The organism is Paenibacillus sp. 2TAB23, assembly GCF_052115165.1.
Taxonomy (GTDB): Bacteria; Bacillota; Bacilli; order Paenibacillales; family Paenibacillaceae; genus Pristimantibacillus.
This window is the reverse complement of record NZ_JBFRGD010000003.1, coordinates 296,338-310,937: the sequence shown is the minus strand read 5'-3', so window position 1 is coordinate 310,937 and position 14,600 is coordinate 296,338. Positions and strand designations below refer to the sequence as shown.

15 protein-coding genes are annotated in these 14,600 nt (G+C 50.2%); 11 read left to right on the top strand and 4 right to left on the bottom strand.

What is annotated here, in order from left to right:
• Positions 1-127 precede the first annotated feature (127 nt).
• The 3 genes from AB4Z29_RS06645 (at position 128) to AB4Z29_RS06635 (ending at position 3,253) form a co-directional block, all read left to right on the top strand.
• On the top strand, positions 128-1,414 hold the full coding sequence (locus AB4Z29_RS06645; protein ID WP_441942415.1) for a DNA polymerase IV: 1,287 nt from the start codon (positions 128-130) through the stop codon (positions 1,412-1,414).
• Positions 1,415-1,472: 58 nt separating this feature from the next.
• Positions 1,473-1,709, top strand: a complete 237-nt coding sequence (locus AB4Z29_RS06640; RefSeq protein ID WP_183559929.1) for a ferredoxin — start codon at positions 1,473-1,475, stop codon at positions 1,707-1,709.
• A 149-nt stretch (positions 1,710-1,858) separates the two neighbouring features.
• Positions 1,859-3,253: a L,D-transpeptidase gene (locus tag AB4Z29_RS06635; protein ID WP_441942273.1), complete on the top strand. Its 1,395-nt coding sequence runs from the start codon at positions 1,859-1,861 to the stop codon at positions 3,251-3,253.
• A 5-nt stretch (positions 3,254-3,258) separates the two neighbouring features.
• On the opposite strand, the gene AB4Z29_RS06630 is transcribed toward AB4Z29_RS06635, so the two are convergent.
• Complete coding sequence (locus AB4Z29_RS06630; protein ID WP_183559925.1) at positions 3,259-3,399, bottom strand: hypothetical protein; 141 nt, start codon at positions 3,397-3,399, stop codon at positions 3,259-3,261.
• Between the two features lie 174 nt (positions 3,400-3,573).
• On the opposite strand from AB4Z29_RS06630, the gene AB4Z29_RS06625 reads away from it, so the two are divergent.
• On the top strand, positions 3,574-4,671 hold the full coding sequence (locus AB4Z29_RS06625; protein WP_441942272.1) for a quinone-dependent dihydroorotate dehydrogenase: 1,098 nt from the start codon (positions 3,574-3,576) through the stop codon (positions 4,669-4,671).
• A 17-nt stretch (positions 4,672-4,688) separates the two neighbouring features.
• Positions 4,689-5,492, top strand: a complete 804-nt coding sequence (locus tag AB4Z29_RS06620; RefSeq protein WP_441942271.1) for a GTP pyrophosphokinase — start codon at positions 4,689-4,691, stop codon at positions 5,490-5,492.
• Between the two features lie 77 nt (positions 5,493-5,569).
• On the opposite strand, the gene AB4Z29_RS06615 is transcribed toward AB4Z29_RS06620, so the two are convergent.
• Positions 5,570-6,103: a PCYCGC motif-containing (lipo)protein gene (locus tag AB4Z29_RS06615; protein WP_441942414.1), complete on the bottom strand. Its 534-nt coding sequence runs from the start codon at positions 6,101-6,103 to the stop codon at positions 5,570-5,572.
• Positions 6,103-6,618: a thioredoxin family protein gene (locus AB4Z29_RS06610; RefSeq protein WP_441942270.1), complete on the bottom strand. Its 516-nt coding sequence runs from the start codon at positions 6,616-6,618 to the stop codon at positions 6,103-6,105. The genes AB4Z29_RS06615 and AB4Z29_RS06610 overlap by 1 nt, the downstream gene beginning before the upstream one ends.
• Positions 6,619-6,723: 105 nt before the next feature.
• On the opposite strand from AB4Z29_RS06610, the gene AB4Z29_RS06605 reads away from it, so the two are divergent.
• From AB4Z29_RS06605 to AB4Z29_RS06595, 3 genes are all read left to right on the top strand, one after another.
• On the top strand, positions 6,724-8,409 hold the full coding sequence (locus AB4Z29_RS06605) for an RsmB/NOP family class I SAM-dependent RNA methyltransferase (RefSeq protein WP_441942269.1): 1,686 nt from the start codon (positions 6,724-6,726) through the stop codon (positions 8,407-8,409).
• Between the two features lies 1 nt (position 8,410).
• Entirely contained in the window at positions 8,411-9,163 is a 753-nt protein-coding gene (locus tag AB4Z29_RS06600) for a pseudouridine synthase (protein WP_441942268.1), read from the top strand.
• 74 nt (positions 9,164-9,237) lie between these two features.
• Positions 9,238-10,035, top strand: a complete 798-nt coding sequence (locus AB4Z29_RS06595; RefSeq protein WP_441942267.1) for a Cof-type HAD-IIB family hydrolase — start codon at positions 9,238-9,240, stop codon at positions 10,033-10,035.
• Positions 10,036-10,582: 547 nt separating this feature from the next.
• Here AB4Z29_RS06595 and AB4Z29_RS06590 read toward each other — a convergent pair.
• Positions 10,583-12,382: a DEAD/DEAH box helicase gene (locus AB4Z29_RS06590; RefSeq protein ID WP_441942266.1), complete on the bottom strand. Its 1,800-nt coding sequence runs from the start codon at positions 12,380-12,382 to the stop codon at positions 10,583-10,585.
• Positions 12,383-12,510: 128 nt separating this feature from the next.
• Here AB4Z29_RS06590 and AB4Z29_RS06585 point away from each other — a divergent pair, with 128 nt between their 5' ends.
• The 3 genes from AB4Z29_RS06585 (at position 12,511) to AB4Z29_RS06575 (ending at position 14,413) form a co-directional block, all read left to right on the top strand.
• Positions 12,511-12,705: a YwbE family protein gene (locus tag AB4Z29_RS06585; RefSeq protein WP_441942413.1), complete on the top strand. Its 195-nt coding sequence runs from the start codon at positions 12,511-12,513 to the stop codon at positions 12,703-12,705.
• A 53-nt stretch (positions 12,706-12,758) separates the two neighbouring features.
• Positions 12,759-13,067: a hypothetical protein gene (locus AB4Z29_RS06580; protein WP_441942265.1), complete on the top strand. Its 309-nt coding sequence runs from the start codon at positions 12,759-12,761 to the stop codon at positions 13,065-13,067.
• A gap of 140 nt (positions 13,068-13,207) precedes the next feature.
• Positions 13,208-14,413 carry a GNAT family N-acetyltransferase gene (locus tag AB4Z29_RS06575; RefSeq protein WP_441942264.1) on the top strand — a complete coding sequence of 402 codons (1,206 nt, stop codon included), beginning with the start codon at positions 13,208-13,210 and terminating at the stop codon, positions 14,411-14,413.
• The last annotated feature ends 187 nt before the right edge of the window (positions 14,414-14,600 follow it).

Sequence of the window (14,600 nt, the reverse complement as noted above, 5' to 3'; positions counted from 1 at the left end):
GAGGGGAAAAAGTAATTTTTGTAGGCTAACTTCCCTGTCGTTGACTTGACCCTACTGGAATTGTATGCTTGTGGTGGGCAAGCTTATGTAGGCTTTTTGCAAGGAATAGGCGGTGAATATTAGACCCATGACGAATGTGAACGAGCATTATCCGGCCAAGGGCCGCGTTATTATACATTTAGATATGAACGCTTTTTATTGCTCGGTGCATGAGGCTGAGGAGCCGGAGAAATACGCGAACAGACCGACGGCGGTCTCTGGTAGCGTTGAGCAGCGAAAGGGTATTCTAGTCACATGCTCCTATACGGCGCGAAGCAAAGGAATTAAGACGGGAATGACGGTAAGACAGGCACTACAACTGTGTCCGGAGCTTATATTAATAAAACCGGACTTTACCTTATACCGAAAATATTCACATGGCTTTATGGCCATCGCCAGGCAATTCACGCCGCTCGTGGAAGCCGTATCGATCGATGAATGCTATATGGATATTACAGGCTCCAAAATGTTCGGCTCGCCGCTTGAAATTGCGGAAACCCTCCAGAAGAGAATCCTATCGGAATGGTCGCTGCCATGCTCCATTGGGCTTGCGCCGAATAAATTGCTTGCGAAGATGGCGTCCGACATGAAGAAGCCTAATGGACTTACCGTGCTGCGGATCCGCGATGTGAAAAACGTCCTTTGGGATAAATCCTGCGATACGCTGTTCGGCATTGGCAAGAAAACAGCCGACAAACTCACGAAGCTTAACATTCGGACGATCGGCCAGCTTGCTGCAAGCGACGAAATGATGCTGAATAAGCATTTTGGCGTCGTTGGATCATGGATGAAATCAGCTGCGCACGGGCTTGACCACTCTGAGGTAAATCCTAACCGGGAACGAAACAAATCTATCGGACATACTACGACGCTGCCGAGCGACCTAACTGCTCGCGAGGACGTATACCGCGTGCTGCTCAACCTGGCAGACCAGACGGGGCGCAGGTTGCGCAGGCAGAAGATGGTCGCTACCACCGTCCAGCTTACGATTCGCAAGCCGGATATGACGACGATAGCTCGCTCCCATACGATGGCTGCGCCATCGCAAACATCCGAGGATTTCTACAAGGAGGCGTGCAGGCTTTTTGACAAGCATTGGAAGCTTGGAGAACCGATTCGCCTGCTCGGCGTGACGCTCCAGAACCTGTCGCTGCTTGATGATTCGGCACTGCAGCTTGATTTGTTCAGCTACGAGCAGCAGCCCCGCAAAGAGGCGCTCACGAAGGCGATGGATACGCTGCGCGACAAATACGGAGAGGACGCAGTATTGACCGCGGGGATGCTCGGAGATGACCCTTCAACCTTAATTAGGAATAAACGAATTCGGGGTACATCCTTGCAAAAGGATGATACTTTGTTATATATTGATGAATGAAGCTTGACTGATCAGAGACGAGATTATACCGTATATATTTATTTGGGAGGGAATTTCCATGGGTAAGTTTACTTGGGTTGAGAAAGATACGTGCATCGCTTGTGGAGCTTGCGGAGCTACTGCACCTGACATTTATGACTATGACGACGAAGGTCTTGCAGAGGTTATTTATAAAGCAGACGGTAACACAGGAAACACTGAGATTCCAGAGGATATGTTTGATGATTTGCAGGATGCGGCTGACGGCTGTCCTACGGATTCAATCAAAATCGCAGATGTACCTTTCAATTACTAGGAACTGTTCAACGAAGAAGCTCTTTTTCGCTTTTATATAAGCGATTGAGAGCTTTTTTCTTTTCTGCGACATGCATCATACGGTTGGGATACAATCAAGCAGCCATTCTGCCGATAAAGTGGATATGCCACATGTTGGGAGGATGGGGGATGGACTCTCCAGAAGACATATTTTATTTGAAGCAATTTGTAAAGCAGCACCCCGATAACCAGATGGGGTGGTATTTGCTTGGCAAGCAATATTTGCAAGCAGGCAAAGAAGGGAAGGCAAATTACTGCTTCCTGCAAGCTGGAGAAGTATATGACGCTTTCGAGCATGAAAGTCACCCGTTGTCGGAAAGCCAGCTGCTGCTCGTCAAGGAATGGGGCCAACGCCAGCGAAAGAAAAGACTCCTTCGAAAAACGGCTGCTTTAGCAGCATTGCTCCTGCTGTTAGCGGTGCTGGCTCCTGCGAACGGTGCACAATATATCCCGAAGCCATCTGAGCCTGTCATTGCCGTAAATAGCAGCAGGCCGCCTGTTGGCGTTGTATTCATTCCTCGAAAAGAGAGGAATCCGATAGGCAGCGCTTGGAACAGCTTGGTTGCAGCAGGCAAGGAAGCGCCGCAGCTTACGTATGCTGCCAGGTTGGAGGAAGATACAGGCTGGCGGCATTGGAAAGGCAATACAAGGCTGCTTATGGCTGTTGAGAGGGAAGAGTTGAACGGCAAGCTCGACGTGGATATGCTGGACAGTCTCACATGCTCATGTGAGCCGACCGATGCTTCGGCTGCCGAAGCGCAATATTTGGAGTGGCAGGAGCAGCAGGAGACGCATTGGACCCTGGCAAGCGCAGTCTTTCATTATGAGCGGAAATATAAGAAATGGCCGCAGCGGCTCGATGATCTCATACAGCCGTATCCAAACAACGTAATCGCTGGAGAACGAGAAGGAATGAGAGCTATGTTCCCTGACGTTCTTAAGAAGCTCAAAGCCGCGAAGTCAAGCGGCGGAAGCGGGAATTTGCCTGCGTCTACCGAAACGGACAGCGAGCCTGCTCAACCCGAGAAGCCTAAAGCGCAGTCTATTGTCGGCAGCAATGGCATTCTCGATAAGCAATGGAGTGCGCCGCTTTCAATCGTCGTGGATAAATCTACGCATCGGCTTGCGGTCGTACAGGGGGATATAATCGTTCGCAGCTATAAGGTAGGACTTGGCGGCGAGGAAACACCGGAAGGCAGCTTCTATATTAGCGAGAAGGTACGGAATCCGAACGGGCGTGATGATGGGGATTTCGGGAGTCGAGGCATGACATTATCTGGTACGCTGTATGCGATCCACGGTACGGATGAACCTGACAGCATCGGGAAAGACGAATCGCTTGGCTGTGTCCGTATGGGCAAGGAGGATGTTGAGGAGCTGTTCGATATGGTACCGCTGGGAACGATCGTGCAAATAAAAAACGGGACGCTTCCAAACAAGCTGCAGCAGCCAAAGGAACGCTTCGAGCTGGAGCCAAGTCAGAATGAAACCAATCCCGCGAAAGTTTATAAATGGTTGACGTAAGAGGCTTACGAAGTGAAAACTAGAAGCAGAGCTACTGCAATGATAACAACGCCAACGATTGAGCCGATCCAAACAAGCGCTTTTTTGTTTACCTCATCCTTGGGCTTTGCTTTCATTGTTGCTGGTTTTCTTTTGGGTGAACTCATCGACAATCAACCTCTCTATTTCGGAATAATAATGAATATGTTCTCATTGTAATCGTTTTCTAGACAAGCCGCAATATAACAGACGCTTGCACCTTGCGTGCAGGCTCTTTTCTTTTTGCTGCAAAAAAGATAAACTGTCATGTAGAACATACAACTGAGATCGGAGTGGGTAAGTTGCTTTATTCTTCAATTTTAAAACCGATTTTTTTTCAAATGGACCCGGAGAAGGCCCATCATCTCGTCATCGATGGCTTGGCAGCCGGCGGAACTGTGCCTGGCTTGAATGGTATTATGCATGCGATGTATGGCGTAGCAGAGTCGCCTGAGCTTGCAACTGAACGATTCGGACTTCGATTCCCACACCCAGTGGGACTAGCTGCCGGGTTAGATAAAAACGGCAAAGCCGTTGACGGCTTCTCGAGCGTTGGCTTCGGCTTTGCAGAGGTAGGAACGGTAACGCCGAAGGGACAAGCTGGTAACGAGCAGCCCCGATTATTCCGCCTTCCTTCAGACGAGGCGCTTATCAACCGAATGGGATTCAATAATGAAGGTACGGCCGCAATGGCGGAGAAGCTGTCCAAACGCAAAATAAACCGCATTCCAATCGCGGTCAACATCGGTAAAAACAAAATGACGCCGAATGAACTAGCTCATGAGGATTACCAAACCTGCATTCGGGACTTGTATACATATGGAGACTTCTTCGTCGTGAATATCAGCTCGCCTAATACGCCTGATTTGCGGGATTTGCAGCATGGAGAAGAGCTGAGAAATTTACTCGCCGCCGTAAAAAAGGAAATAAACACACAAGCGGCGAAAATAGGAGCAAAAGCCAAGCCGGTGCTTGTCAAAATTGCGCCTGATATGACGAACGAGCAGTTGGAGCTTACCGTTGCTACCATAATGGAGAGCGGCGTATCGGGTATTATAGCGACGAATACGACCTTATCCCGGACAGGGCTGCAGCATCCTTCCGCGAAGGAAACGGGCGGCCTAAGCGGGAAGCCGCTTCGTGAGCGCTCAACAGAAGTGATACGCGCCGTGTACCGCCAGACTGGCGGCCAGCTGCCGATCATCGGCTCAGGCGGCATTTTTACAGCGCAAGACGCATACGATAAAATCCGCGCCGGAGCTTCGCTTGTTGAGATCTATACGGCTCTGATCTACAAAGGGCCTGGCGTTCTCCGTGAATTGACGAGCGGGTTGAAGGAATGTTTACGCAAGGATGGCTACCGCAATATTGCCGATGCAGTTGGAGCAGATCACGTTTAAGAACAGGAGGCGGCCGGATGGACGGTAGAGACTGGAATCTTTTTTTACAGCCTTATGAACAAGCGGTTGAAGAACTTAAAGTAAAGTTTAAGACGATGCGGGTTGAATTGAAGATAAGGGAAGCATATGCGCCTATAGAATTTGTCACCGGCCGGGTAAAGCGAATTTCGAGCATATTGGAGAAAGCGAAGCGCTTGAATGTGCCTTCTGACCAGCTGGACACAGGCATTGAAGACATTGCCGGCATTCGCATCATGTGCCAATTCGTGGACGACATCCATCGGGTTGCAGGATTGATCCGCACGCGAAAGGATCTTACGCTTGTATACGAGAAGGATTACATTACTAACTTCAAAGACAGCGGCTACCGGAGCTATCATATGATCGTAGAATATCCGGTACAGACCGCGCTTGGCTATAAGATTGTCTTAGCGGAGATTCAAATTCGCACACTTGCGATGAACTTCTGGGCAACCATTGAGCACTCCTTAAATTATAAGTTTAAAGAGAGCCTGCCGGAGGATGTTAGGGATCGGCTTAAAAAAGCAGCGGAGGCCGCATCGCAGCTGGATACTGAAATGACCAGCATACGCAAAGAAATACTCGATGCGCAGACGGAGTTCGAGGAGCAGTCCAATGTCGTCTCCAAAGTGCTCAACGGCATTCAGGACTTGTACTTCTATCACCGCGTCCGTGAAGCTGCGCAGTTCCAGATGAAATTCAACGAGAAGTTCGAGAAAGAGGATTACCACGAGCTGAACCAGCTGTCTCTTGATATTCAAGCAGCGATTGGCAAAGCAAAGAAGGGCAATCAGAGCTAGTTGAAAGAAAAAGGGGCTGTCCGGCAGGGTTAACGTAACCTGCTGGACAGCCCCTTCGTGCATCGTAATCGGCAAAACTACTCGACAGATTTCTTAGGCTTGTACAAGCCATCTATCGTTTCGCGAATTTCTTCGGCAGTTTTGCCTTGCTTGCTTAAAGCAATAACTTCTTCCATTTCTTTCTTGCATATGCCGCAGCTCGTACTATGGTTGGTCCACGTGACGCTGCCTTCATCAGCGGGATGCTCTGCCACATAGCAGCGCAGGAGCGAATCATGCGGATTCTCTACCTCAACGCCTTCCGCGCATCCGCAGTAGCAGGAAATACCGCTCATAATGTGAGCATGTTCATGAACCGCCTTGTACAGCTCGCTCGTATGAGGCGTATAATCGGATAGAAATGCCGGCAGCTCGTCATAGGATGACGTCGTTTGCCAAGTTTCCGAGCCATGCTGATGCTCAGCGCCTGCCTTGTCGTCATCCGCGAGGCCGCATGCAGTGAGCAGGGTTATAAATGCGAAAGCGAGCAATAAAGCATACAAGATGCCTCGAACGCGGGAGTGTTGGTGCTCCTGCGCGATCTGTTCATCCGTTAAGCGCTGACGCTTCATCAATTGGCTTCAGCTCCTGAATATTTATTGAAAAAGGCTCTGAAATCATCTATGCTGTAGCCGGTTGTGCCTTCCTCAGCGAGTCCGCCCTCGATCTTGTCCACTTGAACGCCGTCTTTAAAGTAGGCCAGCGTTGGCGTATATTCAACCTGATACTTGTTAAAGTATGAAGGGAATTCTCTTAGATTGAACTGCGGTAAATCAATGCCAAGCTCGTTGACAAGCGGCATGAGCTGCGGCGTTGTTTTTTGGCAATGTGGGCAATCGGAGGCGAAAAGGTACACAAAGAAATCTTCCTTGTCGGCAACCTTCTTATCCAACACAGCCGGCAATATGATATTCTGGTAGTTAGGATCGTCAAGCTGCTTGCGTGTTGCAGGGTTGAGCTCAGACACCTTTTTGTCGTATAATGCGTTAACCTTGCCACTGTTATTGAGGATGAAGATAAAGCCGAATAATAGGACGACGATTCCGATATACACATAGATCATTTTGACTTTTTGCTTCTTTTTCATGGGTGCGACTACCTCCGAAACGGATTTATATTGGACGAGCCTGCGAATAGGGCATGTCCTTACTTTAATATATTATATAACAAAGACACTACAGTATGTAAGAGGATGGGCATCGAAGAAAATTGGCAGGGGGAATACAGCATGATCGGCAATCTGCCGCGTAATTTCACGGAAAAGATGGAAAAAATACTAGGCGAAGAATATGACAAATTTATGTCATCCTACGACGCTCCGAGAGTATATGGGCTGAGAATCAATCGGCTAAAGCTCGATGTGAAGCAATGGAAAGAACTTTCTCCGATGAGTGAGGGTACTCGCCAGATCCCTTGGGCTGAGGATGGCCTCTATTATGCTGAGGGTGAACGCCCCGGCAAGCATCCTCATTATCATGCAGGGCTCTATTATATCCAGGAGCCAAGCGCGATGGCGCCAGTAGAGCTGCTTGATGTACAGCCGGGACATCGCGTGCTTGATTTATGCGCGGCGCCTGGAGGCAAGTCGACTCAAATCGCTGGCAAGCTGCAAGGCTCCGGGGTACTCGTGACGAATGACAATGCCCGAGAAAGAACGAAGGCTCTGGCGAAAAATATCGAGCTCGCAGGCGTTCGGAATGCCGTTGTGCTGAATGAGGAGCCAGAAGCGATTGCAGCTGTTTTTACGGAATGGTTTGACCGAATTCTCGTAGATGCCCCCTGCTCAGGCGAAGGCATGTTTCGAAAGGACGAGTCCATGATCGGTGAATGGGAGAAACATTCGATTCAGCGATGTTCGATTATGCAGCATGATATATTGAAGCATGCGGCAGCAATGCTCGCACCTGGAGGCAGGATGGTCTATTCGACCTGTACCTTCTCTCCGGAAGAAAACGAGCAGCAGATAGCCCGTTTTCTTGTTGATCACCCCGATTTTTCAATTATTGCTGTTCCCCATAGCGATGGATTGGCGGCAGGCAGAGCCGACTTAGCTGGAGATGTCGAATTTCTAAGCGAAGAGCGATTGCAAAGCATTAAAGGAACGGTAAGGCTATGGCCGCATCGCCTTGAAGGAGAAGGACATTACGTGGCTGTGCTTGGCCGCAGTGGGAAAAGGGAAGAAGCAGCAGGCGGAGTAATCGCAGCTGCAGCAAGACCGCGCATAAACGGAGCTGCAATGGCAGCAAACGTTAAACGGGATGCATTAAGCGCTGGAGGCAAGCACCGCGAGAAGAAGCTGGATGCTAGAGAAGAGCGGCGCGCAGCTAAGCGTCAGACGAGGAATGATTGGCTAAACATGGGGACAGAGCGGAACAAGCCGAAACGAACCGACGCAAAAGGGCGTGAAGGTGAAGCTGCACAAATACAAGAAGCTAGTCCGGTTGAGCTATGGTACCAATTTGCCGAGCAATTCGCAGTTAACGCCTTGAGCTGGCCAGGCGTGCCCGTTGCCTTCGGATCGCGTGTTTATCTGCAGCCTGCCGAGCTGCCAGCCTTGGACGGGCTGCGTGTCGTTAGGGCAGGCTGGTATGTCGGAGAAGCAGCCAGAGGCCGGTTCGAGCCGTCGCATCCGCTTGCCATGGGGTTAACGAGGGAGGAAGCTGCACGTTCAGTTAACTGGAGCGCTAGCGACGAACAGACGCTTCGTTTTCTTAAAGGAGAAACCTTGTTTGTGGGCGAAGCGGACATGAAGGTGCAAGCAGGTGCCGGTACCAAAGGCTATGTACTGATTTGTACAGATGGATTTCCGATCGGATGGGGCAAATATGCTGGAGGCATGATCAAAAACGAGCTGCCGGCTGGATGGAGATGGATGTAGAATGGGCAAACGAATACGGGTAGACAAGCTGCTTGCGCATATGGGACTTGGTACGCGCAGCGAAATTAAAAGGGCGGTAAAGATGGGCATGGTGGCCGTAGATGGTCGATTAGTCAAGGACAGCGGTCTTATAGTAGATCCTGATGCTGCAGAGGTAACGTACGACGGTACGCCTGTGATATACCGGGATGTCGTGTATTTCATGCTTAATAAGCCGCAAGGCGTTATTTCTGCTACAGAGGATGGACGCGAACGCACGGTGATTGATTTGCTGGAGCCTCAGGACCGTCTGCGTGATCCATTTCCTGTCGGCAGACTGGACAAGGATACCGTTGGCTTGCTGCTGCTGACAAATGACGGGCAATTGGCGCATGAGCTGTTGTCTCCGCGCAAGCATGTCGAGAAAACGTATGAGGCGCTCGTGCTAGGTGAAGTCGGCGATGATGACAAGCAAGCATTCAATGCAGGCGTTACGCTGGATGACGGCTACGAGACAATGCCTGCCAAGCTGCAGATTGGCCGCTATGAGCAGCGGGAGGATGGCATGTATTCTGAAATTTCACTTACGATAATGGAAGGCAAGTTTCATCAAGTGAAACGAATGTTTGAAGCCGTTGGCAAGCAGGTCGTTTATTTGAAAAGAGTAGCCATGGGGCCTCTTCAATTAGATGATTCTCTTCCAGAAGGCTCTTACCGGGAGCTGACCGAAGAGGAAGTGGATTTGCTGCGGTCTCATAAGCGATCGGGGCAGTGATTTTTTTTGGATAAGCAAATAATCGTTCAATATAGAGAGCATGATCAGAGATAGATTGGAATGGGAGTGGGAGAATGAGCTTGCATTATGATTTAATCGCTTTGGATGTAGATGGAACGCTGTTAAGAGATGACCATGTGTTAACGGAAGTTATAAAGGAATCGGTTCAGGAGGCTGCAGACAAGGGGGCTCAGATCGTGCTGTGTACGGGCAGGGGACCATCCGGCGCGCTTCCGATACTCAAGGAGCTTGGCCTAAACGGGACGGTTATTACCCATAATGGGGCTGCGACGATCAATGCCGACGATCACACCATTGTTCACCAGTTTGACATGGTACCGGAGCATTTGCTCAGCTATGTCGCTTATTGCAGGGATAACGGCATACATTTTGATTTGAACACAGCGTTTGAAATGATGGTTGAAAGCATGACTCCCGATGCAGAGGTCATGTACGGACATTATCAAGCAAGACCGACCGTACAGGATTTCCGGCTTGGCTTGCCGAGCGGGCTCGTCAAATTTACGATGTTCGGCTCGAAGGAGAAGATGGATGACGTTCAGACGGAATGGGCGGAGTGGCCGAAGGTGCTGCACTTTATCCGAAGCGGGGATTTCTTTATTGACGTTCATCATCCAGAAGCGAGTAAAGGACGAGCATTGCAGCAGCTTGCTGAAATGAGAGGGATCGATCGCAGCCGAATTCTCGCCATAGGCAATTATTATAATGATATTACGATGCTTGAATTTGCAGGCATGGGCATTGCGATGGGGAACTCCCCTGATGAGGTGAAACGCGCAGCGAACGCGGTTACCTACTCCAATAGTGAAGACGGAGTAGCCAAGGCTCTTCGTGAATATGCATGGCGTTGACTGGAAAAAACCGCCCGAGGCTGCAGCCTCGGGCGGTTTTTGATTAATATATAAGGATTTATATGTTTTCACATATAAATGTGCTTATATATCTGTGTGAAACAACTGCTTTTGCCACAGAGGACGGCGACAGCCGTTTACGCTTGTAGTCGGATGATAGGGCTTAGTAGAGGACAGATTTAGATATGATTACCAGAAGAATGAACAATACCAAAATTACGCCTAAAGACGTAAACCCTCCATGTACACCGGACATGCCAATTCCTCCTATTAATGTAGTTCCGACTCCGAGCAGTCATTTCTTGGTTAGTTATCTCGTCGTTCGGTATACAGTATCATATGTAAATTACCCCAGAACGATTGGACATTTGTCATGGGTGCCCGACATTTGGGCATTTGCCCCGCTGGTTCACCAAGCCATTCCGTACGGGTATCTTGGGGATAATTGTAGGGGGAAAGCAGCTGCCAATATGCTTGATAGAAAAAGCTGTCCGTCAAAGAAAAAGACCGATTCCAAAAACGGAATCGATCTTCTATGTTCATTCGACTAGCGACTACGCCCGCCACGCGGCTTATTCGCGGGGCTTCCGCCACGCGAGCTGCTGCGTCCTCCAGAAGGAGCACTGCTTCGTCCGCCAGCAGAAGCGTTGCCGCGGCTTCCGCCACGCCCGCCCGCTTGTGCTTTGCCGCGAGGCGCATTGCGCTCATTGGTAGCTTTCATATCCTTGCGTGTTGCTTCCCACGGACTATCTACTGAGGCCGCTGCGCGGCCTGCAGCATGCTCGGCGCCGCGTGGAGCGCCAAAACCGCCGCTGCGTGCACCTCCGCGAGCGGAGCTTCCACGGTTCTCTGCACGTTGGCTGCCGCCGCGGTTGCCGGATTGTGCAGAAGCACTGCGTCCGCCTGCGCGCTCGGAGCTTGTGTTATCGAAACGATCTCCTCGGCGTGCTGCCCAGCCCGTTGCTTCGCCGGTTTGCTCTGAAGCTTCACCACGAACCTCTGCCGTTCTACCCGTACGTTTGCCAGAAGCCGCTGCTGGACGGAAGGTCTCGCGCTGGCCTCTGCGCCCGCCAGGCTTAGCGCCTCGATCCGAAGGGCCTGAACGGTCACGTCCGCGCCGTCCGCCTTCGGACGGCTTCGCGCCGCCTCCGCGAGTGCCGCCTTTGCCAGCAGCGCTGCGGCTTCTTTCCGGGCGATCGCCGATTTGCGCGCGGACGGAGGTCTCGTTGCCTTCGCCGTCGATGGCGCGGCGAGTAAGCTTGGCGTTGATGCTCTGTTCGATAAGCAGCAAATGATTCTTGTCATATGGCGTTGCTAAAGTAATGGCTGCTCCTTCTTGTCCCGCACGGCCTGTTCTGCCGATACGGTGAATGTAGAGCTCACCATCCTGAGGGACGTCATAGTTGTAAACGTGAGTTACGCCTTCAACGTCTAAGCCGCGTGCTGCGACATCGGTTGCAACGAGTACCTGCAAGCGGGCATCCCTAAAGCGTTTCATGACTTGCTCGCGCTTTGCCTGCGTGAGATCGCCATGCAGCTCATCGGATTCAATACCGAGCTCCTGCAGCTCTTTGTTCAATTTCTTGGCGCGAACCTTCGTCCGGCAGAAAATAACGGCAAGATACGGCTGATGGCGCTCAAGCAAATGGACCAGTGCCTGCTGCTTGCTTCTGTCCGTCGTCTCGTAGACGATTTGGGTAATGCTGTCGAGCGTCACATTCGTGCTGCGTACGCGAATATCAACGGGAGATTTCATGTAGTCTGCTGCCAGCTTGCGGATCGCATCCGGCATCGTTGCGGAAAAGAGCATCGTTTGACGCGCTTTCGGCGTTTGGGTAATAATGCTTTCTACGTCTGGCAGAAAGCCCATGTGGAGCATTTGGTCTGCTTCATCCAATACGAGCATTTGCAGCTTGCCGAGGCTTACGGTCTCGCGTTTCATATGGTCGATAAGTCGACCAGGCGTCGCGACCACGATATGCGGCGAACGTTGAAGCTTGCGAATTTGCGCGTCAACGTCCTGTCCGCCATAGGCTGCGAGGACGCTTACGCCAACGGCAGGCACGAGTTTTTTGAGCTCGCTCGTTATTTGAATGGCAAGCTCCCTTGTCGGTGTTAGAATGAGGGCTTGCACTTGTTCTTTTTCTATATTAATCCGTTGCAAAATAGGCAACGCAAACGCAATTGTTTTGCCAGTGCCCGTTTGTGCTTGTGCGATGACGTCCTGCCCGTTGAGCAGAAGCGGAATCGCTTGCTTTTGAACCGGTGTCGGCTCGGTAATTCCATCTTGTTGAAGCAGATCGCTCAGCTTGGGAATGATACCCAAAGCGTTAAATGCGTTAGACATTAATACATTTCCTCTTTTCGTAAACATCGTTTGATGTTAAGTATAACAGTTGTCTATATAATGTGCATCTTTACTTTGCATATGCTATGCTATAAGCCAACATTAAGAGCAGCAGAGGAATGGTAACGATGAATGGTACAGAACGCGCAGCGATAAAACCGGGCTTGCAGGTCGATATTGTTTTGAAGCAGGATCAGCGAACAGGAAAGCTTACTCGCGGTATCGTGAAGGATATTTTAACAAATGCACCAAAGCACCCGCATGGCATTAAAGTTAGACTGGCTGACGGCCAAGTAGGCCGGGTAAAAAACATCACGCCTTAAAGGCAGCTATCTGCGCTGTAAGGCAAGTGAATACCAGCAGGGAGCGAATGGCTATGGCATTCGGCATTAAGCGAAGCGAGATGGTGGCATGGAAAGCAGCCGTCTCAAGAGGTGAAGTCGCATTTCTAACTCATTATTGGCTAGATCCAAGATTTCCGGGGATGAAGACGGTGACTAAGGTAGGCTGCTCCGATCTGGAGAAGCTTGCAAGCTGGTGTCGTGCCAATGGACTGAATCCGAAGTATATTCATGCTCGAGCGCAGTATCCGCATTTTGATTTGATGGGTGCGAAGCAGCGGGAAATATTGCGAAGCGCCAATCAACGAGAGCAATTAGAGCGGTTCGGGATGGTTGACGGTTAGTTGTGAATGGATTGGCCGGCTGCTCAGCGAGCAGCTTTTTTTTTGTCTGCACTTTCTCTAGCTTTCTAGCGCGCCTATTTGGCTTATATTATGATGAATGAAAAAAGAATGCTCATTCGCATTGTTGGAGGAGAGTAGAAATGTCTGCAGAAAAAGAACAACTGCTGTCTGCGTTTGGCAGGTGGAATGCCTTTATTGCCGATCTGGGAAAATATGACGAGCGCTATTGGAACCAGAGCGTGGCGAGCGGCAAATGGTCAGTCCGTGAGGTTGTAGCTCATATTTTGAAATGGGATGAGTACTTTTACAAAGCTGCAATCTCCAAGATTGAAGAGGGGATTCCGCTTGCCATCCAGCATTTGGATTATGACCAATTCAATGATGCGGCAAAGGAGTATGGATTAAGCACGCCGGTAACCGAGCTCGTATCCGAAGCCATCGCTAGCCGCCAAAGGATAATACATACGATTGCTGCTTTCTCGGAAGAGCAATATGGCGGCGTCTATATGGATGTCGACGGGCAGCCGTTTGAAACGGTACAGTACTTGAAGGATTTTATATGGCATGACAACCATCATGTTGAGCCGATAAAAAGGCTTTTGCAGCTACGAATTGAAGAAATGAGCCTGAACGGCTGGCCTGCGCTTCAAACGGTCCTATATGACGGCTGGTTCATGCGTTTCGCAGCTGGATATACGAAGAGATCCAACTCGGTTCATGCCTTGTATGGGCAAACGTATATGCTGGACACGAAGATTAGCGAATGCGAGCGGCGATACTCGATGCAAAATCTTAATACGGTATTTAAAGTTACTCCGTTCATACAGCCTGCCAATCTCGATGAGGTGCTTGCAGCCCGGGGGTATGAGCGAATGGATCAGACGGTTATCAAAACGGTGCATCTAACTGATGTTAAAAAACCTTCGCACGTGGATGTATGGCTTGAGGATGAGCCGACGGAAAACTGGCTGGATGCTCTAACGGTTTTTAGCGGCTTATCCGATATGCAGAGGGCTATCACCCAAAACATGCTCGAGCAGTCTCCGCTTATCAAATGTTTTGCTACGCTTCAGGTGAACGGTATACCGGTAGCGGCGGGCTATGCGGCCATAGAGGATGGCTGGGTTGGGTTGTACGATATTGTCACAGATGTCAACGAACGAAGCAAAGGGTACGGCGAGCAGCTAGTGCTGCACCTGCTTCACTGGGGCAAGGAGCAGGGCGCAACGGAGAGCTATCTCATGGTCGTCAAAAATAACGAAGCGGCTAATCGGCTCTATGACAAGATTGGTTACATATCGCAGTATGAATACTGGTACAGGGTGAAGTCCTCAGTTCCGCTTTGATAAACATCATTACGCTGAATGCAGTGAGGAATCAAAAATTCAATCCGATATAATCGAAACGGAGCCGCGCAAGTTTGCGAGCTCCGTTTTCCATTTCATTCGATCTAGTTTCTGGAGGAGGGGATGGAGGGAACTGGTCTCCTTTATGGAAGTTGGTACTTTTTTATGCAAATTTCAAAAAAGTTGA

Excerpts from the sequence above, each read along its gene's own strand:
- AB4Z29_RS06645 (WP_441942415.1), top strand. The coding sequence starts at position 128 with ATGACGAATGTGAACGAGCATTATCCGGCCAAGGGCCGCGTTATTATA.
- AB4Z29_RS06640 (WP_183559929.1), top strand. The coding sequence starts at position 1,473 with ATGGGTAAGTTTACTTGGGTTGAGAAAGATACGTGCATCGCTTGTGGA.
- AB4Z29_RS06635 (WP_441942273.1), top strand. The coding sequence starts at position 1,859 with ATGGACTCTCCAGAAGACATATTTTATTTGAAGCAATTTGTAAAGCAG.
- AB4Z29_RS06630 (WP_183559925.1), bottom strand. The coding sequence starts at position 3,399 with ATGAGTTCACCCAAAAGAAAACCAGCAACAATGAAAGCAAAGCCCAAG.
- AB4Z29_RS06620 (WP_441942271.1), top strand. The coding sequence starts at position 4,689 with ATGGACGGTAGAGACTGGAATCTTTTTTTACAGCCTTATGAACAAGCG.
- AB4Z29_RS06615 (WP_441942414.1), bottom strand. The coding sequence starts at position 6,103 with ATGAAGCGTCAGCGCTTAACGGATGAACAGATCGCGCAGGAGCACCAA.
- AB4Z29_RS06610 (WP_441942270.1), bottom strand. The coding sequence starts at position 6,618 with ATGAAAAAGAAGCAAAAAGTCAAAATGATCTATGTGTATATCGGAATC.
- AB4Z29_RS06605 (WP_441942269.1), top strand. The coding sequence starts at position 6,724 with ATGGGCATCGAAGAAAATTGGCAGGGGGAATACAGCATGATCGGCAAT.
- AB4Z29_RS06600 (WP_441942268.1), top strand. The coding sequence starts at position 8,411 with ATGGGCAAACGAATACGGGTAGACAAGCTGCTTGCGCATATGGGACTT.
- AB4Z29_RS06595 (WP_441942267.1), top strand. The coding sequence starts at position 9,238 with ATGAGCTTGCATTATGATTTAATCGCTTTGGATGTAGATGGAACGCTG.
- AB4Z29_RS06590 (WP_441942266.1), bottom strand. The coding sequence starts at position 12,382 with ATGTCTAACGCATTTAACGCTTTGGGTATCATTCCCAAGCTGAGCGAT.
- AB4Z29_RS06585 (WP_441942413.1), top strand. The coding sequence starts at position 12,511 with ATGAATGGTACAGAACGCGCAGCGATAAAACCGGGCTTGCAGGTCGAT.
- AB4Z29_RS06580 (WP_441942265.1), top strand. The coding sequence starts at position 12,759 with ATGGCATTCGGCATTAAGCGAAGCGAGATGGTGGCATGGAAAGCAGCC.
- AB4Z29_RS06575 (WP_441942264.1), top strand. The coding sequence starts at position 13,208 with ATGTCTGCAGAAAAAGAACAACTGCTGTCTGCGTTTGGCAGGTGGAAT.